Here is a 21,927-nt window from a genome sequence, read left to right as displayed (position 1 = left end):
ATTTTGGTCAATTTTAAGGCTTGATTGTGCGCCTACTATAAAAGCGCAGTGGATTATGAATTTTTTTGCATAGCTCTCGTCCTGTATCTAGTCCTAGTCTTATTTAAAAGAGAAGTAACGTGCTTGCTAATCTAATCCGCGCCACATGGTGGCGTTTTATTGCAACGGCCGTCACCAGTACCTTGTTTGGCCTCGTCAGTGTTGCGCTCGTTGCGCTGATCAATGAAATTATCAATAGTTCTGAGCAAGCGCGCTCAGAGCAATTTACCTATTTTGCCATTCTGGCAGTATCGGGTGTGATCTTACAGTTGTGCTCAAAAATCTTTGCTGAACAACTGACTGAGCAAAGCCAAGCCACAGTGCGAAATCAAGTCGCTGAACACGTCGTCAATGCGGAGTTCAATGATGTGGAGGCGCAAGGCGCTGGCAAAATCAAGTCGTGTTTGACGGAACACAGCCTGCGGGTGTCGGAGTTTTTCCAACGTTTACCGGGGATTTTAACGAATGCCATGATAGTGCTGGGCAGCTTTGCTTATATGGCTTGGTTAGATTGGCGCGTATTTATCTTTGCCGTGTTAACGCTGTTAGTAGGCTCAATTGGATATAGTCTGGCTAATGCGACGGCATTTAAAAAAGTCACCGAAGCTGCGCACGTTCAAGATACTTTATACAGTCAGTTCGACTCTATTTACGACGGTGCGAAGGAACTGAAGTTACACAAATCAAAGCGTCGAATTTTTGTTGAGCAAGTGATTGGAGACACCATTAAATTATTGCGTACTCGTCGCGTGCAGGGGGCAACGATTTATCACTACGCTGCATCTTGGGGTGGGTTCAGTATTTTTGCGTTCATTGGCGGCGCATTGTATTTCCTATCTGGACAAGGAAGTGACGCCACTAAAGTGATGTCTGGCTTTGCCTTATTGTTTCTTTACATGTTAACTCCGCTAGAGGTGATGTTAGCTGCGATTCCAAAAGCTGCTGCGGCCAAAGCATCGGCTAATACCATTACGGAAATGACGTCAAAAATGCATTTGATTGCGCAAACACCTCAAACTCAGTTAGAAACTTTCGACAAGATTGAGTTAAAAGCGCTGAGTCACGGTTACTATCATGAGCAAAGTGATGAAGTTTTCGCACTTACTCCGATTGACTTGACCTTACATCGCGGAGAAATCGTGTACCTTGTTGGGGGCAATGGCAGTGGTAAAACGACCTTTGCGAAACTGTTATGTGGCTTATACCGTGCTAAAGAAGGCGCGCTATATGTTGATGGTAACCCTATTAGCGCTGCACAATTAGACGGTTATCGACAACTATTCAGCGCAGTTTTCAGCGACTTTCATCTTTTTGATAGATTGCTTGATTGCCAAGACAAAGTTTTACAAGAAAAGGGGAATGGACTAATCAGAAAGCTCAACTTGCATCACAAAGTGGCAATCAAAGATGGCGCGTTTACCACCCAAAAACTGTCTCAAGGACAGCGCAAACGTTTAGCTTTGGTCGTCACGTATTTAGAAGATAGGCCTTTTTATATCTTCGATGAGTGGGCGGCAGATCAAGACCCAGTATTTAAGGATGTATTCTATCAAGAGTTATTACCTGAGCTCAGTGCTAAAGGCAAAACCATCTTTGTCATTACGCATGATGATAAATATTTCCATCTTGCCGATAGGCTACTGCGCATGGAAAATGGTTGTTTAACTGAGTGCAGTAATCATCTTGCAAGTAAAATAGCGGGCTAAATAACCCTATTTTTAAAAGGTGGTCAATGGACTGTGCTTAGCATGGTCCCACCATGACATAAAATCGAAATCTCCCCGGTAAGTTTCACTACGCCTCAACTACTTTATTACTTTCCCCAAAAATTAGCTGTTTAATCCTGTAAAGATCATATTTTTGTAAATTTAATTGAAAGTTGACTCACATTTTGAATAAAAAATAAATGGAAAGAAAATAAACACTTCCTCGATTATGCAAAGAAAAGGTACAATGATAATGATTATCATTGTTTATTTAATTGTTTAAGGAGGATGCTGTGTCTGCATCATTAGGTCGACTAGGTCGTTTTTCTCCACTTTATTGCGGTGTTGCTATGGCACTGAGCGTACACAGCGGTGCTGCGCTAAGTGATGAACAACAAGAGCTGGAAAAAATAGTTGTTACCGGGCAGAAAATCGATAGAAGCTTGCAAGAAACGCCCACCAGTGTGGCTGTCATCACGTCTGCAGCGATGGAAAAAGAGAATATTCAAGACTTCTATGATATTACAATGCGTACCCCGAACGTATCTGGTGACCCTAGCACGGGTTATCGTATTCGTGGTATTGATTCATATACCATTACCGGTGGTGGTAACGGCGGTCTAGCTCGAATTTATGTTGACGGTGCAGCATTGTCTGGAGACATGACTGCTGCGGGAGCATTCTCAACGTGGGACTTACAGCAAGTTGAAGTACTGCGCGGTCCTCAATCTACATTACAAGGGCGCAGTGCGTTGGCAGGTGCTGTGGTTGTAAAAACGCGCGAAGCTGAGCATACCTCTTCAGGTAAAGCGCGTGTGATCTACGGCCAAAATGGTGAACGGCAAGCCGCGGTGGCATTTGGCGGCAGCTTAATAGAAGATGAGTTGGCATTTCGCGTGGCGGCGCAGCACAAGCAGCAAGACGGTGAAATCTATAACCCAGTGCTGAATAAAACCATGGATGACAAAGAGAGTGATTTTGTTCGTGTTAACTTAGCGTATACACCCTCTGCAATGACTGAGCTAACGGCTCGTTTAAGCTACGCAAATTTCAGCAGCGAAAATGGTACGTTATTCCAATCCAATACGTCGCCAGATGCAAAATACCCAGTAACCGATTTATTTGATAAAAGATACCTGTTCATTAATACCGACGCCTACACTGAAAATGATTCAGCCCGTTGGGTATTGAATGTAGATTATGATCTATCGGCACAGTGGCAGGTTTCTTATACGGGTTCATATAGCGATAGCGATTATACGCGTTTAAATGACAGTGACTTTGGTATTGCCAAGTCGGATGTATGGCAGCAATCCAATGATGACAAACGCCGCGGCCATGAGCTTAAGTTCACTTATTCAGGTGATAAGCTAAGCGGTATACTTGGAGCATTCGTTGCGAATGATGATCGCAACATGAGGACGGACTCGCAAATTAGCTACGGTTTTACTGAAACAGGCGTCCGCGATCAACTTATTGCCCAGTTCACAAAATTAGGGTTACCAGCAGAAGCGATGGCTGATCAAGTAATTGGTATTTATCGTGCAGCCGGTGCTGACCCTGTGATGGTAAATGGTGCAACTAACCCAATTGAAGAAGTCGAAAACCAAGCAATTTTTGGTGATTTTGTTTATCAAATTAATGACCAATGGTCAGTGTTTGGTGGCGCGCGTTGGGATAAAGAAACACGTGCGAACTCATCGGTGGCAAGTCAAACCTTAGCACCAGAGACAACATTACCCGATCCACAAGGTTTTGCACAAAACCCTTTGATGGTTCAGCTGATCACGGGTGTTAACCAGCTGATTGCAGCCAATGCGCAGCGTGCATCAGGCGTGCAGCCTAGAGCTGAAGAATCATTTACGACCTTTTTACCTAAACTTGGTTCAACGCTTCATATCGACGAGGATATGTCAGTGAGTTTGAGCTATCAAAAAGGTTACCGTTCAGGTGGCTTAGGTGTAAACACCACCAAAAATACGATTTACACTTATGACCCAGAGTATACGCATAACTATGAACTAAGCTTGCGCAGTACCTGGCTTGATGAAACCTTAGTACTTAATGCCAATGCATTCTACATCGATTGGCGCGACCAACAGGTACGTGTGCAATTGTCAGGCAATCTTTTTGACCTAGAAGTAGTCAATGCGGGTAAGTCAGAGGTTAAAGGTTTTGAAACCAGCCTTGATTACGCTTGGTCGGATACGACCAAGGTATTTGCGGGTTTAGGTTATGCTAAAACTGAGATCACAGACTTTGAATTTAATCGTTCACAAGTGGTAACGGGTGATGACTTTGTCGGCCGCGCATTTCCAAAGAGTCCAAACTGGACCGCAAACCTCGGTGTTGATTATGACTCTGGCACAGGTTGGTTGGCAAATATCAATGTGAATTACCAAGATGGTGCAAAACAGTTTGCAGCGCCAGTGTATCAATCAGTGGATGAAAATGGCGATCGTGTATTGGACGATCCAGAAATTCCGGGTCGCACAGTGGTGAACGCTCGTGTAGGCTATAAGCCGGCTGATTGGGGCGTATTCTTAACGGTTGATAACCTGCTTGACCGTGAGTACACCAATTCACAAGGTAGTCGCCGCTGGAACTATGTTGAACTTGGTCAGCAGAGGCAAGTTGCACTACAGCTAGAGTATAGCTTCTAGTCGTCTATCTATAAAAAACGTGCTTGTGCACCGTTTTTTGTGTGTATTTATTGCTTTATATGCACGCATTCGGTTAATACCATATTGTTTGCACACTGATAATACACCGTGATTTCAAAACCTTGTGGTAACGTTTCATGGAGCGACGAGGTGAGTGCAAAACGCAACGTGCTATCACTGCAACTTACGAGACGTGCGGCATCGAATCCGAAAAAATTCTGTACTTGGCCGTAGAGCGCCTTGTAAATGCTTTCTTTGGCAGAAAAAACCAGTGTAAGTGGCCGTTCATGTCGCTGGCCAAGCTGCGCAAACACCTCGCTTTCATCTTCTCTTAGAATCTGTCCTTGAAGCTCCAGCTCTTGCTTGTCAGCCATATAGTGCTCTATGTCAATGCCGATGCCTAAAACATGCTCGGCATCGGTGACCATTGCCATGGCGATTCCTTTACTGTGGGTAATGGCACCCCGGATTTTTTCAGGCCAAATGGGCGCGCGGTTTTCCCCATTACGAAGCTCAAAATTGGTGATACCCAGCGAAGCCATGGCGTTTGCAGCGCATACTCTACCAGCTAAGTATTCAGCTTTACGCTTCGCCACTGCGCGTTGCAGTTTGTTGGGCAATGGTTGGTTAAAAAACGCGAAATCTGTATCCTGATATTGGCTAGCATCAAATGCTGTGGAGTGAAAAGAGAAAGGCAATACAGGTGTAAAAGGTGACTGTTCAGTGATGTGCATGTACAACTCCTTGGCTAAGCCAAGGTAGTGTGTCCTATTCCCGACTTATATGCAAGTTTACTAATATTTACAAAAGCTTATTTGCCACCTAGCGCGGCAAATAGGAAAGAATTTAGTCGGGCTTATACAGGATGCACTTGGCATGCTGCAGCGGTACAAACTTATCTGCCCGAGAAAAGTAGAGTACACATAAGTCATCTCTTATTTGCAACTCAAATGCACTAATGGGCAATTGCGAAAGCTCAGCTGTCATCATAGCTGGGTTATCTTTCAATTTAGAGTGCCCAGCTGTGATTATCAGCTGGGGCGAATGGGTAAGTGCATCGTGAGCAAGTGTTGGTGGCTTGCCGCCTTTTAAGGTAACAATCGCTTGCTGTAGCTCTGAAATGACAGAAGGGGAGGGGTCACTCAACAATGCTGGTGCAGGTTGAACTTTCTCATAGCTATGGCAAGCACTCACAGAGAGTGCAATTGCCAAAGCTGTCAGCCATGATCTAGTCATTTGTGGACTCTTTCACTGGTGTATAGATAGCACCTTGCTTAAACGGATGATAGGGCAAGGCAAAGTCGTCATTGATATTTTGTTTTGCAACATCTTGCACAGTCGCAGCTCGTGACGCGCGCGCAACCGTCGCAGGGCAATTTCCGGTCGACATATGATGCAACGCACCTGCCAATAGGCCTTCCGTCTGATCACCAAGTGCTTTGCTAAAGTCATCTGCAATTTCGCACCCAGGCACTCTCGCATCGAGGCCTATTTCACCAATTAACTGCTGCGCAGGCGTAATCACAAAGCCGTCTTCGTAATCACCAAATCCTTTATTGTTCGCGGATTTGTTTTGAATAGTATAGTACACCGTACCGCAGTTTTGCTGTGGCACAAAACCGTATGGTTTACCGCGGGTATTAGCTCCGATGAGAACAACCTCTACATCAATGCCGCGCAGTGCGTTAATGACGCTTTCACTAGCAGAGGCTGTGCCATTAGTCGTGAGCATGTAAACGCGCTGCATATTGGCGGCAGGTAATTTGTCGTCATTATAGGTCAAGGTAGTCCAATTGATAGACTGGTCAACAAAGCCCAGCGGTTCGTTTTTGGCACTTTGCTTATTGTTGTGAGTTTTCACGGAAAAGTTGCGATTATTGTGCTGATCTCCGGCAATCATATAAGCGACTTGTGACGCTTGAAATACTAATCCGCCGCCGTTGTAGCGCATGTCGAGTACTAATTCATCGAGGTTATTAAACTGAGCGAAACCACTGATGAGTCCTGGCTGAGCACTGGCAATAAATTGGTTAAATTGCATGTAGCCCACTTGTTTACCTTCAAATTCGAACACTTGGGTTTTGCGTACAGGTTCTAATTCGAGGTCAAGGGCGGTCAATGAAAGTTGTTTTTGTTCACCATCTTGACCGAGTAATGTTAACTCGACAGTTTGATCTTTGGCCGGTGAGAAAGCACTAATAATTTGATTAAATTGGGCAGAGTCTTGATTGTTAAATGTCGCAAACTCGAGATCACCAACTTTGAGTAATCGATCACCACGCTCAACGCCAGCTTCGGCAGCGGGCGAGTTTGCGGTCACATAAGCAACATAGGCCATACGAGACTGTGGAATCGTCCAATTGATCCCAAAGCTGGCAGACACGCCGTCTTGAGACTCCTTTTTAAAGTCTTCATAGCTTTCAGTAAAATGAAACTCGTCTTTATCGCGGCCACTGGCCGTTTTGAGTGGCGTTTTCAGCTGCGCAAAATAAGCTGCAACAGTCGAAAATTGGTTAGGATCGTTATCGATAATTTCATCGTACCACAGGTAAGTTTCGTCACTAAAAGAGCGCAACCACATTTTTTCATGCATTGCCGTGCCTGCAGCATCTGGATAGGGCGTGTTTTCAAATGGATCAATGCCCGAACGAGGCGTCTCACATAAATTGGCAAAGTCACTTGAAGGGCGGAACTGACCAGCTTGCCATGTGGGTGGTGTGGTTTGTGGTTGAGGCGTTACCACAGGGTTGCTGTTATTCGAGCCGCCTCCTGAAGAGCCACCGCAGCCCGCCAGTAAGGTCGTTGTCATTGCTAACCCAATAGCAAGGTAGAGCTTATTCTTTTGTCTCATATCCCGTTCCTAATTGTTTATGCTGCGCCACTTTTAATAAAGACCTTGTTATTCGGCACGCGCTTTCAATATGTGTGTCCAATATATTTATTATGGGCTCAAACTATCAACTGTGATGTAAGATTACAATGAAAACCCCGTGAGTTTGTACCGTTTTTATGTGGATATTAGTTTTTTCATTTTACTCGCTCGTTGGGCTTTACTTCGCCCAAAGAGTAAAGAGCTTTTGTTGGCGTTTACTGAGATTGAGGCCATACGTTTTTTGCATATAAAAATAAGCTTGTGCAATTTGTTTACGCGCATAATGTGGTGGCTCAATGACGCGTTGCTTAAAATCAATTTTTACTTCACATGCACCATGTTGATAGGGGGCGTGGGGGAGTAAACCGAAACGAAAGTTACTGCGATCGGCATTGATCTCACCGATTGCGGGCGCGAGGTTATTGATGTCGGCCTCCATTTGACGAAATTTGGCACTGACCTTACGACAGTTTTTTCGCCCGCCATTTTGCCAGCACTGTAGCTGGTGGCCAAACTCCCAAGCAGGCACTATATGCTCCCATTCTATTCGGGTTGCGCGCACATTCGGCTTACCATTGCGGGTAACGGGTTTTCTTGGTTGATAGCCGCAGCTTGCAGGGTCTGGGATAAGCTTTTTGCCCAGCTTTTTAATCTCGCATCCGCAGTATAAAGTTGTGTCGTGTGGTTGTATGTGACGCGTTAAATATTTCTTAGCTTTATAAAAGCTATTAAAAGATTGGGCGTGGGATGCTGTGGTCAACAACAGCACTATCACACCCAACGGGAGTAATTTGAGCATGCCTCTCACCTATGGTGGACTTCAGGACTGTACTCATAGTAACGAAATAAATCGTTATGGGTGATTATTTACGTTGAATGCGCCTACGTCGCCATGGCGGTGATTGCAATAGTAATACCATACCACTGATACAAAACAGGACACTGGTCGCTGAAAATGAAATCAAAAGTGGGTTGTTAAAGTCATCCCGCTCGTCGTAATCCATAATATGCAGCATCCAGAAAAAATCGAATATTCGCCATAGTGTGCTTCGGACGGTAATGACTTGACCTGTCACGCTATCCAAATAAATCGTCGTATTTACCCAATCACTATATACAACACGCCATATGTTGTGGCGGTATTGCACTTCTCTGGGACCTGTCTGAAGTTGCTCAATACTGGCCAATTGCGCATTACCCAAGTAATGGGCTTGGGCTTGCTGACGAATTTGCGACTCTGTGGGCGGGGTTAATGGCATGCCACTTTGCCCGTCAAAGAAGCGAATAGTGTCGCCGGTTGTTTTGATGATGGGTCGCTCAAGAAAGTGTGTAAATTCGATTTTTTGTAAATTAGTGGTACGCAGTTTTAAATCGTCTAAACTCGCGGTGTAATCTGTGGATTGAAAAGGGTTATCTAGGTGCCTTTGTGCTAGATGCTTTCCATGCACCATGTCTAAAGGTATTGCGCTCATTACAAAGCCACCAAGGAGCCAAGCAAATATCTGCAGAGCAAGGAGATAGCCAAGGTATTTGTGTATTTTTCTGGCTGGTTTTAGGGCTGTTTTGTTCATTACTCTATTTTTTAGTCAAAATTGCTGATAGCTTATTGAAATTAACGTAAAATCCAAGGTGACAAATTGTCGCACCCAAAAGTATGACTTTCTGGGGAGCTTGCGCTCTGAATGTGATAATTTACTGAGTAGAATTTAAACAATTAGCGGGCTTAGGTCCAATCACAAAGCAAGGTAACGCACTCGCAATGTCAGAAATCCAATTTTTAAATGTCGATTTAGAGTTAGAGTCTAAACACGACATCTCCGCTTTGGTTGAGGATCTAAAGCGCAATGCTGTTGTATTACACTATGACAAAGATGAATATAGAGAGCTCGCTAGAATTGAAGCGAGTGCTGAAGTCACCAGTCCGAATAAAGCGATCAATCACCTCTGTGAGTTAATTGAGTCGTGTTCAAAAGCCGCGCTCAAGCAATGGCTTGGGTGTAAAAAGCGCACCTTTGATATTGGCTTTACCTCAGGGACTGCGCCTAAGTGCTATTCACAGGCATTGGATGTCGATACCCTATTACGCATATCGGCGATTGGTGCAGGTATTGAGATCACACTTTACCCGCTAGAAAAATAGCTTTTCATCGTACGCAATATTGCTGTTGGTGTTGATTATTCTGCTTGGCAGCAATGCGTAAATCATTGACATTTCCACTGCCATATCGGCCAATGTTTTTCGAGCTTTTACTTAAGAACAAGATTTTAGTTCACGTTATTTTTAATTAAAAACCTATAATAGGTAAAATATTGAGGTTAACTTAATTGTTTCAAATAACTGAATAGGTGGTTAAGTTTTCCGAGAAATATGTAAAATCCTACCTCTCCAGTACATCGTATAAAAGTTTATATCCTTCCATCAAAAATCAAATAAATTATTGTTTTTATTTCGTTTAATATTCTTTTGTGACTGATGATCAAGGAGTGAATGAGTTCTTTCATTTACTCTTTACTGTGGTTGACACAGTTTTGTAATCCTTATTATTGCGATAATTTATTATCCAGTTTTTTACTTAATTACTTGATAAATCCTTAAATATCATTGTGATAAGTCCGTTATGAATTTTTTCATGTTAATCTGTTATTAATATCTTGATAAATCTATTGTGCTGTTTTATCGTGGTGTTGCACACATAGTTGTTTATCTTAGGGTAAATAAAAAACACACGGATTATTTCAAGGAAATGTTATGAATAAGTTACTTAAGTTTGCCGCGCTGAATTCAGCCATCATGATAACCAGTACAGCAGCGATTGCTGACCAACTCTCGAGCGCCAACCGCGCCGTTTTGAGCGAGTTACAATCGATAGACAGGTTTAATTCACAAAGTATGCAGGTTGCAGACATCAAAAGAGTTATGGCTAAGGCCGTTGCTCTGGAGTTAGGCACCAAACAAGCTGCTTGGTTGAATCACCTCAATAGTGCAAACACATTGAGCTTTTCAGAGTTGGGTTTACCAACATCTAGTGCGCAATTGAGCGCGCAAGCCAGTGAACAAACACGTCAGCTAAAAGGACTCTCTGTGCAAGGAGACAATGTATACCAGCTGCGATTAGCGGATGAATCAATGTTATCGCAATGGCAAAGTGGTGACGTACCACTTATCGCATTTGCGCCGCGTGGTGAAGATACCGAGTGGGTCCATGTTGAAGCATTTGATGCACATGGTGAGCTACATTTATTAGACGCACACAAGATGCCTAAGCGACCAGTTTTGGTTGTAGAGTTAGATAAACAACTTGTACAGCGCGAAGGCATTGAAGTCATGCGCAAGGTGTTCAATCAAAATCGCGAACTTGTTGATGGCAACAGCAATACACAGTCTTTCGGGTTTGTGCAACCACAAGCTGCGCCTATCTCTACTTCAGTTATAAGCCGAATTCGCTTAAATGACGACAAAGAGCCGTGGATATCTGGTGCTGCGGAAGTGTATGCCGTGGTAAATGGGGTAAATCCAACTCGTGACGAACCGGCATTAGATGTTGTGGATTTACCTTATTTAGACCACGATGGACAAGACTACACACCCAACCAGATATTGATCCACTGGGAGAGATACCGTTGGCAAGCGGCGGATGTGTTGTTGATGGAGCACGATGACAATACTAACTATCAAGAGCTTGCAACGACGTTCTTGAATATTGTGACGCAAGTGATGAGGTTGATCCCCGATCCGAACGTCCAAGGTTATGCGATTATCCCGCAACTAACCAATGAGTTAATCAAGGCAATGCCGAGTCACTGGTTCACTAATGATGATGACTATGTTGATGTATTTTATACGTTATTTGAAAACCGCCAATACAATAATGTAATGGGGGCGAGCAATAACGCAAAAATGACTTTATCTCCCTTAACGATAGAGCCAAGGTAAGTACACTTGTAAATCGCGGCGGTGGTGGAAGATCAAAACGGTTTACAGGATAGGAAGAAGGTTAGCTTACCTTTATTAAACACTCACGTAGACTCTGCGCTGAGTATGTTGCGCGGCCTAATGGATTAGGCCGCTTTTTTCTTGTCAGTCTTTCAGCCCATTTGAAAGCTGAGAGACCTGATACATTTACCAGATTTTTTCGACAAACTCTGGATGATCGACGTATGGGTTACGGTTACCTTGATATTCATAGGCCGCTTGGTTGCGTGCGCGCTCCACATCGTCCACAGGATCTTGTTGATGCCAACGTTTAAGCAGTGCAACTACCCAAGGCTCAAAGACAACATTCGCTGTGCCATTTAAAACATCATTGCCATAGCTGGATTTGTTTTGCCATCCTGCAACGACATTTTCATAGCGCGTTGCCATGTAGAAGTAAATGCGTGCGACATCTCCTTTGAACTGATCGATAGGTTCAAAAACAGTCCCCGAATAGTTGATGCCACTCGCACTACCAAGTTTACTGCCGTTACTCGAGGTATAACTGGCACTACCGACTTCGCCAAATGGGTAACTGTTACGTTTTGCGTTGACAAATCCATCTGATGCAAAGATATGGTGTACATCTGAATTCATGGGCTCGACCTTGCCACCGAACCAGCTCTTTGGAAATGAATGCTCTCGGTTGTAACAATCACCTTCTACACGGTAGCTTCCGCATTGATCACCGACGGCTGTGAAGTTGACGGTGTCAGCAGAGTTTGGCTTTTCAGAATATCTATCTAGTACGGTGTTATCTTTTTCGAAGTGGCTATCACGTTCATATTGATCTATGAATGACCAAAGCGCACTGTAACCGCGATTATTATGATCTTTAATAATCGTATGTAGTTGAGATTTTAGAGCAAAACCTGATAAACCTGCGGCTGATGCGTAGTAACCAGTTGGGTCTTGACCACCGCCGTCACCACCGTCATTACCTAGCGTGAATTGTTTTTGCTCTTGATTACTAAATTGGCCACCAGAAACCAGCACTTGATTATTGAGGGTTAATTCATAACTACCGTTGCCTTGTGAACAACAAATACCATCTCCGTAGCTATCTGAAATGATAAATGTATACGTATCATCTGCTAAGCATAATGACTCAGTGTATGTTGTGGTATTGGCATAGCCACTGCCGTTTTTGACTGTTTGTCCTTGCTTGTTTTTCAACTCCCAACTGGTCTCACTGGCATAGTTATCGGTGACAAGTTTAAATTGGACGGTGTTTTGTTGGCATGTCGTTGGCGGCGGCGGTGGTGGCGGAGTTGTCGTTGAATCACTGGGTGTAAAATGATCGACATAGACCACTTCTGAGCCATCGAACCCGCTGGTGTCATAAAAGCGTAGGCCTACTTCAATGTTTTTACTACTGCTGGCTGTATATTGATAGGTGATTTGTTGCCATTGGCCAGTTTGATTCTCATTGGAATAGCCTCTATAACCATCGACGTATAACCTTGCCTTGACGTTGCCCTCGGTATGATAAACCCAAGTACTGAAGGTATAGCTTTGCCCACCGGTGACCGAAACCGTTTGACGTAGGTCGGTATTGCCTTGTGTCGCCGTTTTTACGGCAACCGATGCAGCACTTTGACCGTCTTTTACAGGTGAGCTTACTTGGCTAAGTGTAATTCCTGTGTCAATGGTAGACCAATTACTCGGCGTGTTTTGTTGCCAATTTTCGAAGCTACCATTATTGATTTCAGCGCTGACTGTTGGGCAAACTAACCCAATTAAAACAGCAGTCTTTATACTGAACCTGTGATTTTTACGGTGTTTCATTTTTCTCTCTTATTATTTTGAGTAGGTTAATTAAGGTCAGATAATGTACTTGATGGTTATTAAAATGTTAAATAACTTTTGATCAAAAAATGATCTTTACTTTTAATCTGTTTTATTTGGAGTTTTTTTCTTTTCATAACTAAAAGGAATAACAAAGCAGATACAGTTCTTTTTTTTTGTGGGATAGGAACAGTATCCTGCATGCTATTAAATGACCTGCACAATCAGGTGCCAGAGCAAGTAAATCGAAATGGGTTACGGGGAATAATCAATGTTGTTAAGTCAACTGAGTGCTGCGGCAAGTCCGCTTTCACAAGAACAACTGCAAAAGTTACAAGGGTTGGTGGCTGAGCTCAATCCAATTCAACAGGCTTGGGTGAGTGGTTACTTGGCTGCAAATGCCAATACTGCGGCGCTCGGTGGCGTAATTGGACAAACGGCTGCGCCAGCACAAGAAGCTGCACCACTTACTATTTTATATGGTTCGCAGACTGGCAATGCCAAAGGCGTTGCGGCACAGCTTGAAGCGCAGGCTAAAGCGCGTGGTTTAACCGCTAAGCTTGTTAATATGGCTGATTATAAGCCGGGCAATTTGAAAAAAGAAAAATTCATTGCTGTCGCCGTATCTACATACGGTGAGGGTGAGCCACCAGAAGATGCTGAGAATTTACACGAGTTCTTAGTCGGTAAAAAAGCACCTAAGCTAGATGGCGTTAAGATTGCTGTGTTAGGGCTTGGGGACTCAAGCTATGAGTTTTTCTGTCAAACAGCGATTGATTTTGAAGAGCGCTTACAAAAACTAGGTGCAGAAAGTGTTGTCACACGTGCAGATTTAGATGTCGATTATGATGAGCAAGCAGAAGCTTGGATAGCATCGACTTTAGACGCATTTGAACCAGAACTAAAAGCACAGCAAAGTGCTGGTGGTGCAAATGTCGTCAGTGCACCTTTTGGCGCACCACAAGTGGCACACAGTCAATATACTAAACAGAACCCATTTACCGCTGAAATTTCATCAGCAGTTAAGATTACTGGCCGTGATTCCACCAAAGATGTTCGCCATATTGAAATTGACTTAGAAGGGTCTGATATTAGCTATCAACCAGGAGATGCACTTGGTGTGTATTTCTTAAATGATGAAGCTTTGGTTGATGAAGTACTAAACGCTCTGAAAATCGAAGCTGATGCGCAAGTTAAACTGGGCGACGACACGCTCAGTGTGCGAGATGCATTAATTGAAAGACTAGAGCTGACACAGTCTTACCCAGGTTTTGTTGAGAAGTATGCTGCGGCTACTGGAAATGAGGAACTCACCAAGCTTGTTGCTGATAAAGCAGCACTTCGTGAGTATTTAGAAGCGCGTCAGATATTTGATGTTATAAAACAAAACCCGAGTGACATTGCAGCACAAGCACTGGTTGATTGCTGTCGTAAAATCCAAGCGCGTTTATATTCAATCGCTTCAAGTCAAGCTGAGGTAGAAGAAGAAGTCCACCTGACGGTAGGGCTAGTAGAGTTTGAAGCGTTTGGTGAGCAACATTTTGGCGGGTGTTCTGGCTTCTTGGCACATCGTGTAGAAGAAGGTACAAAAGTCAAAGTATTCAGTGAACACAATGATAACTTCCGCTTGCCGGCTGACGATAATACGCCAGTAATTATGGTGGGCCCAGGCACAGGTATCGCGCCTTTCAGAGCATTTTTACAAGAGCGCGATGCACGTGAAGCAGAAGGTGAAAACTGGTTGTTCTTTGGCAACCCCCATTTTACTCAAGATTTCTTATATCAAGTTGAAGTTCAAGGGTATGTGAAATCTGGATTGCTGAATCGTGTTGATTTGGCATTTAGTCGGGACCAGGCAGAGAAAATTTACGTCCAAGATCGTATTCGTGAGAAGGGCGCAGACGTTTTTGCTTGGTTAGAGAAAGGTGCGCATTTCTACGTGTGTGGTGATGCCACACGAATGGCGAAAGATGTGCATCAGGCGCTGTTAGACATTGTTAAGACCCATGGTGGTAAAGATGATGAGCAGGCCGAGCAATATTTAAAAGAGCTGCGTAGTGCTAACCGTTATCAAAAAGACGTCTATTAATAGGCGTCAAAACGCACTTATTTACCGTCACAGCATACGAATTTAGGAATAACAATGAGCAACCAAGATTACAAGCCAAATAGTAAGCATGATCCCGATGCTAAATTTGCTGACAACGAGCGATTAAAAACGCAAAGCCAGCACTTACGTGGCACCATTGAAACTGACTTAGGTGACCAATTAACTGGTGGTTTTACCAAAGATAACTTCCAACTGATCCGTTTCCACGGCATGTATCAGCAGGATGACCGTGATATTCGTGCAGAGCGTGCGAAGCAAAAGCTTGAACCTCTGCACAACGTGATGTTACGTGCGCGTATGCCTGGTGGGATTATCAAGCCAGAGCAGTGGTTAGCGATTGATAAATTTGCAGAAGACAAAACGTCTTATGGCAGTATCCGTCTTACAACGCGTCAAACATTCCAATTTCACGGTGTGTTAAAGCCGCATATCAAAGAAATGCATTTAACACTTCATGATGTCGGCATTGATTCAATCGCAACGGCGGGTGACGTAAACCGAAACGTTTTATGTACTACTAACCCAGTAGAGTCTGAATTACACCAAGAAGCGTATGAGTGGGCTGCTAAAATCTCAGAGCATTTATTACCAAAAACACGTGCTTACTTAGAGATTTGGTTAAATGGCGAACGTAAAGACTCGACAGACTTAGAGCCAATTTTGGGCTCAACCTACTTACCTCGTAAGTTCAAAACGACCGTTACCATTCCTCCTAATAATGAAGTGGATGTGCATGCTAACGACTTGAACTTTGTTGCGATTGCAGAAGAAGGCAAGCTAATTGGCTTTAACGTACTTGTGGGTGGTGGTCTAGCGATGACGCACGGTGATGTGAATACCTATCCGCGTCGTGCCGATGACTTTGGTTTTATCCCGCTAGAGCACACTTTAGCTGTGGCAGAGCACGTTGTAAGCGTACAGCGTGACTGGGGTAACCGTGTTAATCGTAAAAACGCTAAGACCAAATACACACTAGATGCGTTTGGTATTGATGCCTTTAAAGAAGAAGTCGAAAATCGTGCGGGTGTAAAATTTGCACCAAGTCGTCCATTCGAGTTTACTCACCGTGGCGATCGTTTTGGTTGGGTCGAAGGTATTGATGGTAAGCACCACTTAACGTTGTTCTTACAAAGTGGTCGTATTCTTGATTACCCAGATAAGCCACTAAAAACAGGCTGTCGTAAAATTGCAGAGATCCACAAAGGTGATTTCCGCATGACCGCGAACCAAAACCTGATCATTGCAGGTGTGGCTGAAGAAGACAAAGCGCAGATTGAGCAAATTGCGCGTGAGCACGGCTTGATTGATGACACACACACAGAGCAAAGAAAGAGCTCTATGGCGTGTGTGGCAATGCCGACTTGTCCACTAGCGATGGCTGAAGCTGAGCGTTACTTACCAGATCTTGTCGAGAAGACAGAAGCATTGCTTGTTAAGCATGATATCCCAAATGACGACATCATTCTGCGCGTTGTAGGCTGCCCTAACGGTTGTGGTCGTGCGATGTTGGCTGAGGTTGGTTTAGTTGGTAAAGGTCCTGGTAAATACAATGTATACCTTGGCGGTAACCGTGAAGGTACACGAGTACCTAAGCTTTACTTAGAGAATGTGGGCGAAGAAACCTACCTACCAGCGTTGGACGAATTGATTGGTCAGTGGGCTGCAGAGCGCAACGAGCAAGAGTGTTTTGGCGATTTTGTTATTCGTAAAGGCATCGTTGCTGAAGTGAAAGTTTCAAAAACGGATTTCCACGCTTAATTGATGGGCGCAATGCGCCCGATAAATAGGACAAGCTATGAGCGAATTTAAGCAAATATTGACGTTAGACAAAGCAACACAACAGGCAATGCTTGCTGATGCTAATGGCATGTTGGCACAAAAAAGTGTTGAAGAGCGTGTTGCTTGGGCGCTAGAGAACTTGCCTGATACCCATATGCTGTCGTCCAGCTTTGGTATTCAGGCTGCGGTGATGTTGCACTTAGTATCACAGCAAAAGAATGATATTCCTGTGGTCTTAACTGACACCGGTTACCTATTTCCTGAAACGTATCAGTTCATTGATGAATTGACCGAAAGACTGAAGTTAAATCTACAAGTTTTTCGCAGTGAATACAGCCCGGCTTGGCAAGAAGCAAAATTTGGCAAGTTATGGGAGCAAGGGGAAGAAGGGATTAAAAAGTACAACACCCTAAACAAAGTCGAGCCAATGACGCGTGCTTTAAAAGCACTTGGTGTCGGCACCTGGTTTAGCGGGTTGCGCAGACAACAATCCTCCTCTCGTGCTGACAAGCAAATACTCGAAATTAGCCGTGGCAGTGTGAAAGTGTACCCGATTATTGAATGGAATAATCGCGACGTATACCAGTACCTGACTAAGCATGATTTACCTTACCACCCACTATGGGAGCAAGGGTATGTGTCGATGGGAGATGTCCATACGACACGCAAACTTGAGCCTGGTATGACGGAAGAAGAAACACGCTTCTTTGGTTTAAACCGAGAGTGTGGCCTACACATTGATGGTGATGGAATTTAAACCTGTTTCACTTAAGTTCAATTTTGTATAAAAACAGCCGCTGATTACAGCGGCTGTTTTTGTTTGAGCTGGATGAATTAGTGCAATTTTGAATTGATAATTTTCTACTCAATTGTCAAACTCTAGCTTAGAAAGCGCTATACTATAAATGTGTGGCCTCAAGAAACAGGGAGTGCCGAAATGAAATATTCTAGTTACCTGATGATAATGATTATGCTGATTGGGCTGGGATCATTATTTGTGATCAAACGTCCCGATGGCAAACCGTGGCTAAGTGTGGATATGATCTTTGGAGAAGCACAACAACAAGCAAGCACGCTGTTAGACAAATCCAAGCAAGAGCTGAATAGCGTCGTGAACTCAGCTAAAAAAGCCCTCAATGACGAGGAAACGACAACCTCTCAAACAACCATATATAGGTGGCAAGATGCTAAGGGAAATTGGCATTATTCTGATAGGCCCAATACCAGAGTAAATAGTCAAGTACACACCTTAGATCCCACCAAAATCACGATTATGGCTGCTGAGAATACGGAAATATTAGAAACGCTAGGTCAAGACAAAGGCCAAGCCGAAGGTAAAATTGACGTGGATAACATGAAGCCAACGGATGTGAAAAAATTAGTCAAAGACGCTCAGGGTCTACAAAAACTAATGGATGAACGAGCCAAGACATTGGAAGATATTTAACACGATTTTGTAAAGTACTTTCAGGGCTGCTTTCGCAGCCTTTTTTATTTATGCTCAGCGACAAGTTGAGCTTCAACCGCCTTGGCAATGGCTAAACTGGCTGTGAGGCCCGGCGACTCGATACCAAATAAGTTGACCAGCCCAGCAAGCCCATGAATGCTTTTTCCCTCAATTTGGAAATCCTGCTGGCCTTGACGCTGTGTTTTTGGACGTATACCTGCATAATCTAATTGTAGACGTCGCTTATCAACATTTGGCCAATAGCGTTTGATTGCTTGGTAAAACGCTTCTAATGCAGTCCCATCGGTTTCATAGTTCAATTCGTCGATAAATTGAGTATCCGGGCCAAAACGCAATTGCCCAGCCAAATCTAACGTCGCATGGATACCTAAACCATGCTGTTCTGGTACGGGGTAAATCAAATGTTTAAATGGGTGGCTCCCTTGGTAACTGAAGTACTGACCTCGGCAATAGTGGATCGCAGGGACATGGATAGGTTGCAGCCCTTCAATCAAAGTCGCATTGTGCTGAGCAAACAGCCCACCTGCATTGACTAAATGGCGACAGCGCAATTCAAATGGTGTGCCATCGCAATCTAGTTTGACTGCAAAACTATTTGCAGTGGGAACAGCCCCAACAAATTGAGTGCGGGATACATACTGGCCTTGATGACTTTCTAATTGGCCAAGTAGAGAAAGCATAAACTGATGGCTATCCACAATACCGGTAGAGGGAGAGTACAACCCCGCAATAGCATTAATTTGCGGTGCCTTTTGCACCAACTGCTCTTTACTTAGCCAGCATAAATCATCTACGCCATTGTTTTGTGCCTGTTGGAGTAGCGAGGCGAGCTTCTCTTCCTCTTGCGTATTTTGGGCCGTGATCACTTTGCCGATTCTGGCAAAAGGCACAGAAAATTCTGTGCAGTGAGTATATAACTGTGCTTTTCCTTCTACGCAAGTGCGCGCTTTTATACTGTCGCTAGGATAATAAATGCCGGCATGAATGACTTCGCTATTTCTGCTACTGGTATGCTCACCAAAGTGATGCCCTTGCTCGACCAGGACAACTTCGCTGTGTTTGCTTAACCTTGCCGCAATGGCTAGCCCGATGACGCCCGCGCCGATGACTAAAGTGTCGACTTGTTCCATTGTATTTTCATTCCTGCATAGGGGATTTATTGTTTGCCGCTTTGTTAAGCTATTGTCGCTATCTGTGCCTATTGTATGAAAAAAGCTTATTTTACCGCGCGCTCGATAACCGCTGCGGTCATTCTAGAGACGCAACATAGCTCGCCTTTGGCGTTGGTAATTTTAACTTCCCATACAGAAGTGCGTTTACCCAAGTGCAGTGGTTTTGCAATCGCCGTTAATACCCCGTTGCGAGAGGCTTTGAGGTGATTCGCGTTGATCTCTTGTCCCACACAATAAAAACGCTCAAAATCGATAACGAAGTTGGCGGCATAACTGGCTACGGTTTCTGCCAGCGCAACATTAGCGCCACCGTGGACCATGCCTATGGGATTGTGATGATGCGGGGTTGCAGGCATTGTAGCAACAAGGTAGTCATCGCCAATCTCGCTGATTTCGATACCAAGGGTCGCCATTAAAGATCCTTTGCCATGAAGCCCTTGATCCAAAGATTGGCATAATGCCTTTGTAACTGGTCTAAACCAAATACTCATGTTTGTCCTTGATAGTTTAATTATCCAAATGAGATAGGCTTTCTGCCTGTTTTGCTATCTACTTGAGGCTGTTTGTTACGCTTCTTATTGGATTGCTTTTTAGTTGGCTTTTTAGCTGGGACATTACTTTGCGTAGGTTTTACTGTTGGTGTGGCTGGTCTCGGATTTGGGATTGCCCCTTCAGCCAATGTCAGCAAGAAGGTTTCGCCATCAAACTTAAGGCTATCACCTGAGTACATTTTTTTACGCTTTTGCGTGCATAACTCGTTGTTAACCGCGACATATCCCATCGCGATTAGCTGCTTGGCTTGTCCGCCAGTTTCCGCAAAATCTAGCACCTTTAATAGGTTACAAAGTTCAATAGGTTCTTCTTCGAGTTCAATTTCGATGTATTCTTGATTCATATCACAACTCTAAACACGTCTTTGCGACAGTATACCGCGCTGACAAGATGAATGACGAAACTTTTTCGTGATTGTGGTGGTCTTTAATGTAAATGCAGCAATTGGTGTGTATTTTGCTTGCAGTTTTAATTAATTCCATTATGACAACACAGGGAGACCTACGATGGGTATTCGCTCTGCATTAAAAAAAGAATTAATGAATTTAGATGCGCTGGGCTTAATGACCGCAGATGACGTGCGCGCATATCTAAATGCTCACCTTAAACGAGCGAAGGATAAATTTGCGCTAATTTCGCGCTTTAATACGCATCATAGCCAAGTACAGGCTGGCCTGCCAAGTACTGAGAAAGAGTTGAAGTTTGAGCGACACCGCTTGTTCAAAGATGTCTTATACCCCAAGTCTGCAGTACAGAAATGGGCTGCGCAAACCCATTAATTCAGTATATTTCAGTGCGCTATGATGTGGCATGACCGCACTCATTTGGCGCACTGTATGGTCATATTATATTGCTTTAACCTCAACAAGGTCGCTATGACTTGGGCAGAACATTCTGCACCTTTTGCGTATAATTTAAACTCTTGTTCATGCTTTCTAATGCTGGCTGGAATGGCAGCTCATAGCCATTGATTTTCATTACTGGGAATTCATTGATGAGGTTTGCATACATTTTTTGTGTTTCGGGCAACAGTAAAAAGTCAATGAATGCCAGCGCATTTCGTTTGTTTGGCGCATGCTTGGCTATCGCTGCTGTCGTCGTTGAAACGGGCGTTGTGCCGTTTGCCATTTGCAAAAAGTGCATCTCAAGTTGCGTTGCAAGTTTGACATCTTGTTTGTTTGAAGACTGCTTCATCATGTGCCAGTAATAATGATTTGCAAGCGCAAATTGGCATTGGCCTTTTGCCAAAGCTCGAAGCTGATCTCTGTCTCCTCCCGAAGGGCGCTTAGCTAATAATTGGTTTGCCTTTTTAAGCCAGCGGGTATTGGCAGGGTTGTCACTGGCGAGTAAGCTGGCAAAAAGCGTCCGATTGTAACTGTGTTGCCAATCTCTGACACAAAACTGTCCCGCAACTTTGGGGTCGCTAAACTGTGTAAAGTAGTGAGGTATAGGTGCCGAGGTATTACGCTTGGTAAAAAGAGCGCGCGTGCGCATCGACAAGCTTACCCAGCGTTGCTCGGGATCTTTAAATACCTTTGGGACTTCAGGCCATCTCTTTAACTCTGTCATTGGTTGTAGCAGTTCATGATGGGCACTGAGCTGAACTAGGTCAGAACTCAGTATGACATCTGCTCGAGAGTTTTCCCCATCGCTGCTTAGTCTTGAAAGTAAAAATTGTGATTTACCATTTACAAGATTGACGCGAACGCCACTTTGCTTTTCAAAGGCATGGAGCATGGGTTTGATTAATTCATATTTTCGAAACGAGTAAACGTTGAGTTCGTTATTTTTGGCTAAAACTTGGG

19 protein-coding genes are annotated in these 21,927 nt (G+C 43.9%); 9 read left to right on the top strand and 10 right to left on the bottom strand.

Features of this window, described 5'->3' with window-relative positions:
• Positions 1-119 precede the first annotated feature (119 nt).
• Together A7985_RS21605 and A7985_RS21600 are read left to right on the top strand one after the other, a co-directional pair.
• Entirely contained in the window at positions 120-1,745 is a 1,626-nt protein-coding gene (locus tag A7985_RS21605) for a cyclic peptide export ABC transporter (protein WP_065792524.1), read from the top strand.
• A 293-nt stretch (positions 1,746-2,038) separates the two neighbouring features.
• The gene (locus A7985_RS21600; RefSeq protein ID WP_065792523.1) at positions 2,039-4,408 is read left to right on the top strand and encodes a TonB-dependent receptor; all 2,370 of its coding nucleotides are present in this window, start codon (positions 2,039-2,041) and stop codon (positions 4,406-4,408) included.
• A 47-nt stretch (positions 4,409-4,455) separates the two neighbouring features.
• Here A7985_RS21600 and A7985_RS21595 read toward each other — a convergent pair whose 3' ends face one another.
• The 5 genes from A7985_RS21595 to A7985_RS21575 all read right to left on the bottom strand — a co-directional run bounded on the left by A7985_RS21595 (position 4,456) and on the right by A7985_RS21575 (position 8,851).
• Complete coding sequence (locus A7985_RS21595; protein ID WP_065792522.1) at positions 4,456-5,142, bottom strand: 4'-phosphopantetheinyl transferase family protein; 687 nt, start codon at positions 5,140-5,142, stop codon at positions 4,456-4,458.
• 112 nt (positions 5,143-5,254) lie between these two features.
• On the bottom strand, positions 5,255-5,644 hold the full coding sequence (locus A7985_RS21590) for a hypothetical protein (protein WP_065792521.1): 390 nt from the start codon (positions 5,642-5,644) through the stop codon (positions 5,255-5,257).
• Positions 5,637-7,259 (bottom strand): S41 family peptidase, encoded by a 1,623-nt coding sequence (locus A7985_RS21585; protein ID WP_065792520.1) that lies wholly within the window; start codon positions 7,257-7,259, stop codon positions 5,637-5,639. The genes A7985_RS21590 and A7985_RS21585 overlap by 8 nt, the downstream gene beginning before the upstream one ends.
• Before the next feature lie 199 nt (positions 7,260-7,458).
• Positions 7,459-8,079: an endonuclease gene (locus A7985_RS21580; RefSeq protein ID WP_065792519.1), complete on the bottom strand. Its 621-nt coding sequence runs from the start codon at positions 8,077-8,079 to the stop codon at positions 7,459-7,461.
• 64 nt (positions 8,080-8,143) lie between these two features.
• On the bottom strand, positions 8,144-8,851 hold the full coding sequence (locus A7985_RS21575; RefSeq protein WP_065792518.1) for a hypothetical protein: 708 nt from the start codon (positions 8,849-8,851) through the stop codon (positions 8,144-8,146).
• A gap of 188 nt (positions 8,852-9,039) precedes the next feature.
• On the opposite strand from A7985_RS21575, the gene A7985_RS21570 reads away from it, so the two are divergent.
• A complete protein-coding gene (locus A7985_RS21570; RefSeq protein ID WP_065792517.1) occupies positions 9,040-9,420 on the top strand; it encodes a hypothetical protein in 381 nt (126 codons plus the stop codon).
• Positions 9,421-10,029: 609 nt separating this feature from the next.
• Complete coding sequence (locus A7985_RS21565) at positions 10,030-11,214, top strand: DUF3103 family protein (RefSeq protein ID WP_065792516.1); 1,185 nt, start codon at positions 10,030-10,032, stop codon at positions 11,212-11,214.
• A gap of 186 nt (positions 11,215-11,400) precedes the next feature.
• Here the strand turns inward: A7985_RS21565 and A7985_RS21560 are convergent, their stop codons facing one another.
• Positions 11,401-13,041 (bottom strand): endonuclease, encoded by a 1,641-nt coding sequence (locus A7985_RS21560; protein ID WP_065792515.1) that lies wholly within the window; start codon positions 13,039-13,041, stop codon positions 11,401-11,403.
• A gap of 271 nt (positions 13,042-13,312) precedes the next feature.
• Here A7985_RS21560 and A7985_RS21555 point away from each other — a divergent pair, with 271 nt between their 5' ends.
• The 4 genes from A7985_RS21555 (at position 13,313) to A7985_RS21540 (ending at position 18,377) form a co-directional block, all read left to right on the top strand.
• Positions 13,313-15,130: an assimilatory sulfite reductase (NADPH) flavoprotein subunit gene (locus tag A7985_RS21555; protein WP_065792514.1), complete on the top strand. Its 1,818-nt coding sequence runs from the start codon at positions 13,313-13,315 to the stop codon at positions 15,128-15,130.
• Between the two features lie 54 nt (positions 15,131-15,184).
• Complete coding sequence (gene cysI / locus A7985_RS21550; RefSeq protein ID WP_065792513.1) at positions 15,185-16,909, top strand: assimilatory sulfite reductase (NADPH) hemoprotein subunit; 1,725 nt, start codon at positions 15,185-15,187, stop codon at positions 16,907-16,909.
• 37 nt (positions 16,910-16,946) lie between these two features.
• On the top strand, positions 16,947-17,687 hold the full coding sequence (locus A7985_RS21545; RefSeq protein WP_065792512.1) for a phosphoadenylyl-sulfate reductase: 741 nt from the start codon (positions 16,947-16,949) through the stop codon (positions 17,685-17,687).
• A 180-nt stretch (positions 17,688-17,867) separates the two neighbouring features.
• Positions 17,868-18,377, top strand: a complete 510-nt coding sequence (locus tag A7985_RS21540; RefSeq protein WP_065792511.1) for a DUF4124 domain-containing protein — start codon at positions 17,868-17,870, stop codon at positions 18,375-18,377.
• Positions 18,378-18,421: 44 nt separating this feature from the next.
• Here the strand turns inward: A7985_RS21540 and A7985_RS21535 are convergent, their stop codons facing one another.
• The 3 genes from A7985_RS21535 to A7985_RS21525 form a co-directional block, all read right to left on the bottom strand.
• Positions 18,422-19,528, bottom strand: a complete 1,107-nt coding sequence (locus tag A7985_RS21535) for an NAD(P)/FAD-dependent oxidoreductase (protein WP_065792510.1) — start codon at positions 19,526-19,528, stop codon at positions 18,422-18,424.
• Between the two features lie 86 nt (positions 19,529-19,614).
• Positions 19,615-20,061 carry a PaaI family thioesterase gene (locus tag A7985_RS21530; RefSeq protein WP_065792509.1) on the bottom strand — a complete coding sequence of 149 codons (447 nt, stop codon included), beginning with the start codon at positions 20,059-20,061 and terminating at the stop codon, positions 19,615-19,617.
• Between the two features lie 20 nt (positions 20,062-20,081).
• Positions 20,082-20,465, bottom strand: coding sequence for an RNA-binding S4 domain-containing protein (locus A7985_RS21525; protein ID WP_065792508.1), 384 nt, complete (start codon positions 20,463-20,465; stop codon positions 20,082-20,084).
• Between the two features lie 163 nt (positions 20,466-20,628).
• Between A7985_RS21525 and A7985_RS21520 the strand changes: the two genes are divergently transcribed.
• Entirely contained in the window at positions 20,629-20,901 is a 273-nt protein-coding gene (locus tag A7985_RS21520; RefSeq protein ID WP_065792507.1) for a hypothetical protein, read from the top strand.
• Positions 20,902-20,995: 94 nt separating this feature from the next.
• On the opposite strand, the gene A7985_RS21515 is transcribed toward A7985_RS21520, so the two are convergent.
• Positions 20,996-21,859: an extracellular solute-binding protein gene (locus A7985_RS21515; RefSeq protein WP_247684833.1), complete on the bottom strand. Its 864-nt coding sequence runs from the start codon at positions 21,857-21,859 to the stop codon at positions 20,996-20,998.
• Positions 21,860-21,927 lie beyond the last annotated feature (68 nt).

Source organism: Pseudoalteromonas luteoviolacea, from assembly GCF_001696455.1.
Taxonomy (GTDB): Bacteria; Pseudomonadota; Gammaproteobacteria; order Enterobacterales; family Alteromonadaceae; genus Pseudoalteromonas; species Pseudoalteromonas luteoviolacea_C.
This window is presented reverse-complemented; position numbering and strand designations above follow the sequence as displayed.

Excerpts from the sequence above, each read along its gene's own strand:
- A7985_RS21590 (WP_065792521.1), bottom strand. The coding sequence starts at position 5,644 with ATGACTAGATCATGGCTGACAGCTTTGGCAATTGCACTCTCTGTGAGT.
- A7985_RS21555 (WP_065792514.1), top strand. The coding sequence starts at position 13,313 with ATGTTGTTAAGTCAACTGAGTGCTGCGGCAAGTCCGCTTTCACAAGAA.
- A7985_RS21580 (WP_065792519.1), bottom strand. The coding sequence starts at position 8,079 with ATGCTCAAATTACTCCCGTTGGGTGTGATAGTGCTGTTGTTGACCACA.
- A7985_RS21565 (WP_065792516.1), top strand. The coding sequence starts at position 10,030 with ATGAATAAGTTACTTAAGTTTGCCGCGCTGAATTCAGCCATCATGATA.
- A7985_RS21540 (WP_065792511.1), top strand. The coding sequence starts at position 17,868 with ATGAAATATTCTAGTTACCTGATGATAATGATTATGCTGATTGGGCTG.
- A7985_RS21595 (WP_065792522.1), bottom strand. The coding sequence starts at position 5,142 with ATGCACATCACTGAACAGTCACCTTTTACACCTGTATTGCCTTTCTCT.
- A7985_RS21545 (WP_065792512.1), top strand. The coding sequence starts at position 16,947 with ATGAGCGAATTTAAGCAAATATTGACGTTAGACAAAGCAACACAACAG.
- A7985_RS21560 (WP_065792515.1), bottom strand. The coding sequence starts at position 13,041 with ATGAAACACCGTAAAAATCACAGGTTCAGTATAAAGACTGCTGTTTTA.
- A7985_RS21515 (WP_247684833.1), bottom strand. The coding sequence starts at position 21,859 with ATGCTCCATGCCTTTGAAAAGCAAAGTGGCGTTCGCGTCAATCTTGTA.
- A7985_RS21570 (WP_065792517.1), top strand. The coding sequence starts at position 9,040 with ATGTCAGAAATCCAATTTTTAAATGTCGATTTAGAGTTAGAGTCTAAA.
- cysI (WP_065792513.1), top strand. The coding sequence starts at position 15,185 with ATGAGCAACCAAGATTACAAGCCAAATAGTAAGCATGATCCCGATGCT.
- A7985_RS21525 (WP_065792508.1), bottom strand. The coding sequence starts at position 20,465 with ATGAATCAAGAATACATCGAAATTGAACTCGAAGAAGAACCTATTGAA.
- A7985_RS21585 (WP_065792520.1), bottom strand. The coding sequence starts at position 7,259 with ATGAGACAAAAGAATAAGCTCTACCTTGCTATTGGGTTAGCAATGACA.
- A7985_RS21520 (WP_065792507.1), top strand. The coding sequence starts at position 20,629 with ATGGGTATTCGCTCTGCATTAAAAAAAGAATTAATGAATTTAGATGCG.
- A7985_RS21530 (WP_065792509.1), bottom strand. The coding sequence starts at position 20,061 with ATGAGTATTTGGTTTAGACCAGTTACAAAGGCATTATGCCAATCTTTG.
- A7985_RS21535 (WP_065792510.1), bottom strand. The coding sequence starts at position 19,528 with ATGGAACAAGTCGACACTTTAGTCATCGGCGCGGGCGTCATCGGGCTA.
- A7985_RS21575 (WP_065792518.1), bottom strand. The coding sequence starts at position 8,851 with ATGAACAAAACAGCCCTAAAACCAGCCAGAAAAATACACAAATACCTT.